The sequence below is a fragment of the Candidatus Darwinibacter acetoxidans genome (genome assembly GCF_041936445.1).
Taxonomy (GTDB): Bacteria; Bacillota; Limnochordia; order Darwinibacteriales; family Darwinibacteriaceae; genus DTU010.
In genome coordinates this window covers 17,552-27,311 of sequence record NZ_JBHGXH010000299.1, presented here as the reverse complement: position 1 = coordinate 27,311, position 9,760 = coordinate 17,552, and the positions used below count along the sequence as shown (strand labels likewise).

At 54.9% G+C, this 9,760-nt stretch carries 9 protein-coding genes; 1 reads left to right on the top strand and 8 read right to left on the bottom strand.

What is annotated here, in order from left to right:
• Positions 1–322: 322 nt before the first annotated feature.
• The 5 genes from trxA to ACE4YL_RS12300 all read right to left on the bottom strand — a co-directional run bounded on the left by trxA (position 323) and on the right by ACE4YL_RS12300 (position 5,710).
• The gene (gene trxA / locus ACE4YL_RS12320) at positions 323–646 is read right to left on the bottom strand and encodes a thioredoxin (RefSeq protein ID WP_461359899.1); all 324 of its coding nucleotides are present in this window, start codon (positions 644–646) and stop codon (positions 323–325) included.
• A gap of 90 nt (positions 647–736) precedes the next feature.
• Positions 737–3,712: a restriction endonuclease gene (locus ACE4YL_RS12315; protein WP_461369674.1), complete on the bottom strand. Its 2,976-nt coding sequence runs from the start codon at positions 3,710–3,712 to the stop codon at positions 737–739.
• A 12-nt stretch (positions 3,713–3,724) separates the two neighbouring features.
• Positions 3,725–4,393, bottom strand: coding sequence for a hypothetical protein (locus ACE4YL_RS12310; protein ID WP_461369673.1), 669 nt, complete (start codon positions 4,391–4,393; stop codon positions 3,725–3,727).
• Positions 4,384–5,160, bottom strand: coding sequence for a site-specific DNA-methyltransferase (locus ACE4YL_RS12305; RefSeq protein WP_461369672.1), 777 nt, complete (start codon positions 5,158–5,160; stop codon positions 4,384–4,386). The genes ACE4YL_RS12310 and ACE4YL_RS12305 overlap by 10 nt, the downstream gene beginning before the upstream one ends.
• Positions 5,147–5,710: a hypothetical protein gene (locus tag ACE4YL_RS12300; RefSeq protein WP_461366891.1), complete on the bottom strand. Its 564-nt coding sequence runs from the start codon at positions 5,708–5,710 to the stop codon at positions 5,147–5,149. The genes ACE4YL_RS12305 and ACE4YL_RS12300 overlap by 14 nt, the downstream gene beginning before the upstream one ends.
• A 169-nt stretch (positions 5,711–5,879) precedes the next feature.
• On the opposite strand from ACE4YL_RS12300, the gene ACE4YL_RS12295 reads away from it, so the two are divergent.
• Positions 5,880–7,952, top strand: coding sequence for a transglycosylase domain-containing protein (locus tag ACE4YL_RS12295; RefSeq protein ID WP_461368600.1), 2,073 nt, complete (start codon positions 5,880–5,882; stop codon positions 7,950–7,952).
• Between the two features lie 44 nt (positions 7,953–7,996).
• On the opposite strand, the gene rpsI is transcribed toward ACE4YL_RS12295, so the two are convergent.
• The 3 genes from rpsI to truA all read right to left on the bottom strand — a co-directional run bounded on the left by rpsI (position 7,997) and on the right by truA (position 9,750).
• Positions 7,997–8,401 carry a 30S ribosomal protein S9 gene (gene rpsI, locus ACE4YL_RS12290; protein WP_461359589.1) on the bottom strand — a complete coding sequence of 135 codons (405 nt, stop codon included), beginning with the start codon at positions 8,399–8,401 and terminating at the stop codon, positions 7,997–7,999.
• 39 nt (positions 8,402–8,440) lie between these two features.
• Positions 8,441–8,875, bottom strand: coding sequence for a 50S ribosomal protein L13 (rplM, locus tag ACE4YL_RS12285; protein WP_461359588.1), 435 nt, complete (start codon positions 8,873–8,875; stop codon positions 8,441–8,443).
• 137 nt (positions 8,876–9,012) lie between these two features.
• Positions 9,013–9,750, bottom strand: a complete 738-nt coding sequence (gene truA / locus ACE4YL_RS12280; protein WP_461359587.1) for a tRNA pseudouridine(38-40) synthase TruA — start codon at positions 9,748–9,750, stop codon at positions 9,013–9,015.
• Between the last annotated feature and the right edge of the window lie 10 nt (positions 9,751–9,760).

Below are 9,760 nucleotides of genomic sequence, written 5' to 3'. Positions count from 1 at the left end.
AGCTGGTACTGATCCACTTTGATCATCTCCTTACCTCCTGTACACGAAGTGGTGGTACCTTCAATGTACAGGAATTTGATCAGAGTGGATCACTTTTACGTCAGCGCTTTCCCCAAAAATGGATCAGTTTTATGTTAGCGTTTACAGATAAACAAAGCATCTAGGTTTTCGGGTTGTGTCCATTCGGGGCGTTTACTGTACAATCCAAGCCTTAAGCACCCATGCCTCGGATTCTCGGGCAACTCCCTCCGCCCGACGGGAGGTAGTCTTGCAGCAAAAACGGCAGCTTTTCAGCTGCCGCCTTTTACCTCGGGACGCATTTTTACAGGTGGCTGTCCAACACCTCAACTAACCTCTCCTTGGGCTGCACGCCCACCAGGGTTTCAATGGGCTGCCCGCCCTTAAAGAGCATCAACGTAGGGATGCTCATGATCCCGTATGCAGCCACGGACTCTGTGACCTCATCCACATTGACCTTCACGAACTTGATCCGGCCTGCATACTCTTCGCTCAGCTCTTCAAACACAGGGGCAATCATGCGGCAGGGGCCGCACCACACCGCCCAAAAATCTACAAAAACGGGCTGATCAGCCTCGAGAACTTCGCTCTTAAAGTTCGCATCCGTGACTTCCACTATTCTCGCCATTGCTACCGTCCTTTCAGCGTTGCTCAAAATTCTAGTTTGATTATACCCAGGGAAGCTGGGGTTGTCAAAGCTGACCTCTGTCCGGTGCCCCTATTCGCCCAGTACTTCGTGGATATTAGTGGCTACTTTGAAATTTACACCCAGAGCTGCAAAGTGGGCGCGGCCGCAATCGATTTTCCGGTTCTCGACTTCACGGCGCTTCCCGCGGTCTTTGGTATCCTTGGTCTCTCTTACTAAATACAACTTCCTGTCATTCTCGGTCACCACTGCCCAGTCTGGATTGTAATCCCCGAGGGGTGTGGGCACTACAAACCATGAAGGAAGCTTACAGAAGAACCTCACCTTCTCATTTTCATCCAGTCCTTGAGCAATCTTGAGCTCGACCTCCGAATCATAGGGAACATAATCATACGGGGTAGCATTTCTGCTGTGCTGCACCTCGTAGAGACGGGAAAGATAAGTCTCAAGCTCGTATTCTTCAAACAGCCGCATCTCATAGACCTCGCCATCAATCTGCTCGTACTTGATACCGTCCACAACTAGCTCGTGAAGTGCAGCTTTGATCAACTTGGCGACTTCGGTCATGAAAGCTTGGGGATTCACGGTGAACTCCTTGAGCCTCCCGCATCGCTTCAGAATCTCAACCAACGTTGCACGCGTTAGTTCTGTTTCCCTCTGCAGGAAGGCCAAGATGTCCGGCAGCCTTTTGTGGGCACGTACGAAGACGGTCCGGCTATCGCTTACTCGACCTCTTTCCACACCTGCCAGCGTTATTTCTAAATCCTGTTTATCCACGAGGATTCTGAGGGGCTGAATGGGATCCATGTTCCTGATCTTTTCCGCCGCTTTGGCTATCAACTCATCGGTTGAGAACTCCACTGAATAGCGGGTTTTCTTGTTGATGCGCTCCCACAGAGCTTTGAAGTCTTCGTTGAGCTCAATGCGCTTGTTGAACCTGAGCTTCCGGCGTTCTCTGGCATCGATCACCCGATCCCTGAAGGTATAGCGTTTCATCTCTTCAAGCACACTCGGCTCCAAGGATTGGAATTCGGGAGGCAGCCGCAGCTGGAAGCCCTTTTGATGGGGAGTGAAGTTGTCGGTCAGATCTCCGTGTTCATTAAGGTAGCCATCGTCAACTAAGGCTTGCCAAATGCGTTTGGACGCCTCTTGACCAATGGGCTGATCTGTCTCCGGGAAGAGAAGCTTGGCAAAGGCAATATCTGGCAAGCGTCCGAATTTGAAGCCGCCGCCTATTTCCTTTTCCAGCTCCACCTGTAGACCAGCTGCATACTGCTCGAAAGACTCGCTGGCGATCACGGTCAGTCTGTTGATGCTCCGATCGTAGATGCGCTCACCATCGTGCCCCACTGCCAGCCTGAGGCCGCGGCCAATGGTTTGACGCCTCTCCCTTTCGCTACCCATCTCCCGCAAGGAGCAGATCTGAAAGACATTAGGATTATCCCACCCCTCCTTGAGTGCAGAATGGCTGAAGACAAATCGCAAAGGTTCCGAAGGCGACAGAAGCCGTTCCTTATCCTGCATGATCAGCTGGTAAGTCTCTTCATCGGCGGCTGTACGCCCTGAAGTATCCTTGAGCCCAACAACCTTTCCCCTCTTCCTGTCTACCGAAAAGTACCCTCCGTGGAGTTCCTCAACCGAATATGGCAGCAGCCCCTTGTAATTGGGATGGGCGGCGAGTTCTGCGTAGATCTCTTCAAACCATTGTGCGATCTTTCCTTTGTGCGGGTTACCCTCGTCGTCATACCACCTGTAATTGGCCACCTTGTCCACAAAGAAAAGAGAGAGCACCTTGATCCCCAAATCCCTAAAGCGTTTTTCCTTTTTCAGGTGCTCCTCAATGGTCTGTCTAATCTGCACCCTCATGATCTCATCAGCCATACCGCCCTCTTCTTGGGCCAATCTGAGTACTCTACCGTTGGCGAATTCCACCTGCTCCAACCCTGGCTCAGCGCAGATGTTGATCACAATGTATCCCTCGTAGCCTGGGCGATTGGTCAGATCGCTCAGATCAGCCCCCTGCTTAAGAGTGACCTTTTTCTCCCGCGGTCCGTTCGGGGTGTCCACATGGATAGTTGCCTTGGCGTGGGGCGTTTTGGCCCCTTTGGCATAGCCAATATCATCAATTCGGATGAACGTTTCATTGTGGTTAAGCTCAGCCTGAACCGATGAAACCTCAATCTGTTTAACCAATCCCAGATCGTAGGCTTGAATTGGATCTAGCTTGTAAATCATGTGATAGGGTTCCACATGGGTAGCTGAGTAGCGGAATGCCACCAGAGGCTTTAGGGTATTGATTACCCGTTTGGCTTTGGGAGTGGTATCAACGCTTTGGGGTTCGTCAATGATCACCACAGGTCTCACAGCTTGAACAAACTCGATGGGCCGCCGCCCCGACAAGCGATCTTGCTCGCGATGGATGATGTTCAGTTTTTTCTCTTCCTCGGGGGTGAGCTGCGCATAGTCCTGCACATCACCCACATCCCGCTGAAACGCCTGGATGTTGATGATCATAATCTGGATCTCGTTGCTGATGGCAAATTGTCTTACCTTAGACAAATCCTTGGAGTCGTAGACAAAATAGTCAAACGGAACATTATCGTACAAGCCCATCAGATGATCACGCATCAGTTTGATGGAGGACAAGACGCCTTCGCGAATGGCGATTGACGGAACGACGATGATGAACTTCTTCAGACCATAGCGCTTATTGAGCTCGAAGATGGAGCGGAGATAGACGTAGGTCTTACCCGTACCGGTCTCCATTTCGATGGAGAAGTTGCAGAATCCATAGGGATCATTATAGGCAATAAGTTGTTCGGATTGGGGCGGGTTGTTTCGCTCTTGGACGGCTCTGAGATTGCGCAGCAGTAGATCGGGATCCAGCTCTAGGTCATTGGCCAAACCAAGTTCTGTTAACTGGAGCGCTCCGTAGCTGAAACCGATCTCGTTTCCCGCGCCACCGGGCCCCATGCCTTCAAAGAGATCGGTGATAGCTGCCAGGGCCTCTAGCTGATAATCGAGCGTGGCATCAAATCTCAGTTTCAAACCCGATCCCCCCTATACCGTCTTGAACACTATCTGCCCTGTTCCGTCCTTCGCCTGACCCTTGGCTGCGAAGGTATAGACTGCATTGGCCTTCAGCTGGTCATTGCCAGCGAAAGCCCGATCCAGGCAGATCACTTGTTTGGGCTGGGCAGCAGCCAGCTCCTTGATGAGCTCCTCAGTGATCTCATCCTCTAGGCAGATCAACAGGTCGTCATCTGCGACAGAATAGACAAGCTTTCCAGCCATATGCTTTTCTTCTATCCGTTCCGTTAGCATAAAGCCAGCCTTAAGCAACAGTTCGTATAGGATGTCTTCTGCGGTGGCGTTCGGATCAACGTGGTCCACATGCAAGTCCAACTGCTGCATCAGTAGCTCTTCAGAGATATCCGGATCGGAACCATCCCAAATCCTGAAGTTAGACTTATCCAATTTCAGCACCTTAAAGCCTAAGTCTAGCTCGGGAACTTCCTCGCTAAATTCCGGGAGCGCCTCGGCAGCCTCTGCCCTCGCTTCATTCTGTTCCGTCTGGATGTTCCTGATAACCAGTCTGATCCTTTCCTTAGCCAAATCCGCAATGGTCTTGAAACCAGCTCTAAGTGCTTCCGAGTTTTCTTCGCATGGCTCGGGAAGCTGTACCATGATGAACCGACGGTTGCACCCATCCTCTTTATTCAGGTCCAACACCCTTGCGCCGTGGTGGCCGATCCGGCAAAGAAATCTAGCACAATAAAGTCGTCATCAGGAATCATTTTCATCAAGTGCTTTATCAATGAGGAAGGCTTCGCAAAGGGGAATACTTTACTTCCAAAGAGATCGGTGACCTCCTTGGTCCCGTCTTCCGTTCTACCAACATCTTCTGGCAACAGTGTCGAAACAGACCTTTTGGCTTCTTCGACTCCATACCTCTCGAGATTCTTCGCCCTATCCTCGCTTTCGAAAACCCGGAAAACAGGCCTGGAGATGTTGAGGAAATCGTAGTCACCAGGGAAGACTATCTTTCCCTTACCATAGTACTCCTGGAAAGTATCCGCAGTAATAGACCACGTCCGGTTGGGATTGGCGGGGTATTTCTCGCCTGTCCTCGGATTGACCATTGTGAAAAACGAGTTTGGGCGTTTCTGGGCTGTAGTCTGCTTCGTGAGATCCGCTATGCGCCATCCTTCGTCGTAATCGTCGGAGTAGTGGTACTTCCGCTTGATAAAGAAACCAGCTTCAAACCCTGCTTTGGCGTAAACCACAATCCACTCAAAATCTTGCGATACCCCAAAGGGGACATCACTCTTCGCAGTACGCTTTCTCCAGGGGAAAATGGCTACGCGGTTCTCCTCCCCGAAGATCTCGTCGCAAAGCTTGCAGAGATTGCTCAGTTCATTATCATCAATGGAGATGAAAATGACTCCATCTTCGGACAGAAGATTTCTGGCGAGATAGAGCCTAGGATACATCATGTTCAACCACTTGGTATGATAGCGTCCTTCGCTCGGTGTGTTGGTGGAGAACTTTGCGGCCCTGATCGTCAACCAAACCTGCGTAAGCCAGATAAGTCTCTAGAGATTCGGTGTAGTTGTCCGGATAGATAAACTCATTGCCTGTATTGTACGGAGGATCGATGTAGATCATCTTGATCTTTCCGTAGTAGGACTTCTGCATAAGCCTTAGGACTTCGAGGTTGTCGCCCTCAATAAACAAGTTCTTCGTTTGGTCGAACCTCACGGATTCTTGGCGGTCAGGCTTAAGCGTTGCGATGGAGGGTTCTTGGACTACCTTGAGGGCATCTCTCTTCCCAGGCCAATCCAAGCCGTATCTCTCCCGACGGTCCTCAAACTGCTCTGTGAATGTTCCCAGCTCAGCTTTGAGTCTCTCGAAATTCACACTTTCGACCAATTCACCTTGCTCGTTTACGGTTTCCACGAACACTGAAGGGAACAACTGCTTAAGCCTCTCCCGGTTCAACTTCGCAACATCCATGCTTCGCAGGGACATTTTCTTGATATCCATAGATCTGATCCCTCCAAAACCAGTGAATTGGGGTACGGTGTACTTAGACAAAAACGGGCGAAATACCTGCCCAGGAAGCCGTGCTCTCGAGCCTCTTCGGCTACTGCGCGACCCCAGTGCATGGAAGTTCTCCCCAGGACAAATACTAGCTCTTAAGGAGGCTGTGTCCATGCGCAGAAGATATTTACTTCTGATCCTTATCGTACTGGTGGCAATCATCGTCCTGGGGGTTGGCGGGGGGTTATACGCCCGGGCCAACCGGGCCGTGAGCGAGTTTGAAAAGCAAAGGCCCCTACCGGGGGCAGCCCTGTACGACCAAGAAGGGCGGCTGATCAAACGGCTGGGTACGGGCCCGGTCTATGTACCCCTGGATGCCGCGCCCCGGGAGCTGCGGCAGGCGGTGCAGTCTACCCACGATGCCCGGGAGATCAATGGCTATCTAGCCCGGCAGATGATCGAGCCCGAGGGCCTGTGGAACAGGCTGCAGCTGGCCCTACTCCCCACCGTCCTCCAGCGCCGCTACTCGGAGCGGGAGCGGCTGGAAATGTTTTTGAACCAAGCCTATTTCGGCGAAGGCGCGGTGGGCATGGAAGCGGCTTCCCAAACCTATTTCCACAAACCCGTGCAGGAGCTGGACCTGGCGGAAAGCGCCCTCCTGGCAGCCCTGATCCAAGAGCCCGAAAGCGCCTCACCCTTCCAAAACCCCGACCGGGCTCAGGAGCTGCGCGCCTCGGTCCTGCAGGCCATGCGGGAGCAGGGACACATCGATGCCGAAGCGGAGCAGCAGGCCAGCCAATCCCCCCTGGAACTGGAGCGCAGGGAACCGGGCTACGCCCACCACTTCTCCGCTTACCTGGGCCGCGAACTCGCTAAGCAGCTGGGCGAAGACCGGGTATTCCAGGGAGGGTTACGGGTTATCACCACCCTCCACCGTGAACTGCAGCTCCTCGCGGAGGACATCATCGGCGAAACCGCAGTAGATGGTTCTCTGGTGGCCCTGGGCCCCGATGGCCGCATCTTGGCCATGGTGGGCGGCCGGGACTATACCGAGGACAGCACCAATCTGGCTGTGAGCAGGCAGAAGCAGGTGGGGAGCACCCTGCGGCCCTTGATCTACGCCGCGGGCTTGAAGGAAGACTGGGCAGTGAACCACCTGGTGGAAGATGTGCAGCGCCGCTTTGGTGACTTCCAGGTGGACAATGCCGGCGACCGCTACTGGGGCACTATCACCATGAAGCACGCCCTGGCCATGGACCTGCACAATGCCGCGGTCTGGACACTAAATGAACTGGGCTTGGAAAAAGTGGCCGAACTGGCCCGGGCGGTGGATCTTGAGCTGGACCCAGACCGGGAAGACCTGGCCCTGGCCATGGGCGAGCTCAAGGAGGGGCTTTCCCTGCTTGAGCTCACCGCAGCCTTCCTGCCTGCGGCAAACAGCGGCCGGTACCAGCCGGTGCGCGGCTATGAGGAAGTGCGGGACAGCACCAACAAAACTGTCCTGAAACAGGAAGACCAGACCCCCGCGCAGATCCTCTCTGAGCAGCAGGCCTACCTCCTCACCGATCTGCTCAGCCCTGGCCTGGCCTACGGCAGCCTCAGCCAGCTGGATGCGGACTTCCCCGCGGCCCTCACAGCCAGCATTGCCCAGGATGGCCGCAGCCAGTGGGCGGTGGGTTATACACCCCAGCTGCTGGTGGGGGTGCTGCTGCACACGCCGGAAACCGCCGAAGAGGAAGCAAGGCCCCGCCTGCTGGCAGGGGAGGTGTGGCTGCAGTTTATGGAGGGGGCCCGGCAACTGCTGCAGGAGCCACGAGAAGCTGATGATGGGGAGAGCCAAAACGCAGAGACCGCCGAAGAATTCCCGGTGCCGGAAAACATCGAAACGGGTGTTGTGATCGATGTCTTTACCGGCCTTCTGGCCAACGAACGCTGCCCCCAGGTGGAAGTGGATGCCTTCATCGTCGGCACCAAGCCCACCCGCTGGGCCCCCTGTGCCATTCCGCCGCCACCACCCACCCCGAGTCCTCCGCCGCAGCAGCCGATACCGCGGCCTGAACCGGAACCGGCGCCGGAGCCCGAGCCGGAACCGGAACCCGAGCCGGAACCTGAGCCCGAACCTGAGCCTGAACCGGAGCTCGAACCTGAGCCTGAACCTGAGCCGGAGCCCGAACCGGCACCAGAACCTGAAGAGCCCATCTTGCCTGTGCCGGAAGAACCGGAAGAAGCAGAGGCGGCCCCCTGAACATGAAAAAACCCCAGGAACAAGGCCTGGGGACCGCTGCGAGATTAGCGCTTGGAGAACTGTGGTGCTCTCCGGGCTTTCTTCAAGCCGTATTTCTTTCTTTCCTTCATCCGCGGGTCTCTGGTTAAGAAGCCGGCTTGCTTCAGGGGCTTCCTCAGATCCTCATCAACGGTGAGCAGCGCGCGGGCAATGCCGTGCCTGATGGCACCGGCCTGGCCAGTGGTTCCGCCGCCGTGCACGTTGACAATGACGTCATATTTGCCATCGGTGTTGGTAAGCACCAGCGGCTGACGTACGATGGTGCGCAGCACCTCGCGGGTAAAATACTCTTCGATGGGCCTTTGATTTATGATAATCCTGCCGTTGCCCGGAAATAGTCTGACTCGAGCTACCGCCTCTTTCCTGCGGCCGGTTCCGTAGTAGCTTTCTACCTTGCGAGCCACGTTCATTCAGACTGCCTCCCTTCGTGTGGGGTTCTTGGTCACGTTCTAGTATTTCAACTCCAGTTTCTCAGGCTTCTGAGCTTGATGGGGATGCTCAGGACCGGCATAGACCTTGAGCTTCTTAATCATCTTACGGCCCAACCGGTTGTGGGGAATCATGCCCCAAACCGCCGCCCTGATCACTCTTTCGGGATAGCGGTTCAACAGATCGCCTGCGGTGATGGACTTCAGCCCACCGGGATATCCGCTGTGCCGGTAATACCTCTTGCTGTGCAGTTTCTTCCCGGTTAGGTTAATCTTCTCAGCGTTGATCACGATGACGTGATCGCCGGTGTCCACGTGGGGAGTATAGATCGGCTTATGCTTACCCTTGAGGATAGCAGCTACCTGTGAAGCCAAGCGGCCCAAGGTTTGACCTTCGGCATCAACGACATACCATTTTCTTTCCACTTCCTGTGGCTTTGCTGCATAGGTTTTCATGTCGGGATTTCCCCCCTTTTTGTCCAACAGTGTTATCTGCAAGCCTGCCTTAACAGCGCACGGGGCGGGACGCTGCTAGAACGGGCTCCCAATAGCAAAATCGCCAACTTTCATTTTACAACACTCGCGGCTGCGTGTCAATATCTGACGCTCTCCAAGAACAGGCCGTGGGCGGGAGCTGTGGCGCTGGCTAGGCGCCTATCACGGCTTTCCATAATCTCCCTCACATCTTCCAGACTGAGCCTGCCCAGTCCCACATCCAGGAGGGTGCCCACCAGGTTGCGCACCATCTTGTACAGGAATCCATCCGCGGTGAAGCGGATGAGCGTAAGGGGCGGTGCCGCTTCCACCGTCACGCTTTCCATGGTGCGCACTGTGGTTTGGGCGCTGCCTCCGCTGGCGGCAAAGGCGGCAAAATCCAACCTACCTACGAAAAGCTCAGCGCATGCTGCCACCGCCTGCCAGTTAACCGGCTCCCTCACCCAGAGGGCATAGCGGCGGTAAAAGACGCTGGGGAACTCCCCCTCATAGACCTGGTAGCGGTAGGTCTTCTGCCGAGCGCTGTAGCGGGCATGAAAGCCAGGGGGAGCGAGCCAGCTTTTCACCACCCTGATGTCGGGAGGCAGCAGTGCATTGAGGGCATGGGGAAGGCGCTCCACGGGTACGGTGAGCCCATCATCCCTAAAGCTTACCGTCTGCCCTTCGCTGTGCACACCGGCGTCTGTTCTGCCGGCTCCCACCACCCGGATGCGGTTGGGGCCCAGTTTAGCCAGGGCCTCTTCCAGTTCCCCCTGGATGGTGCGCTGGCCCACCTGCACCTGAAAGCCGGCGTATTCGGTGCCATCATACTGCACAACCAAAGCATAGGTCTTCATAGCCTGCTCC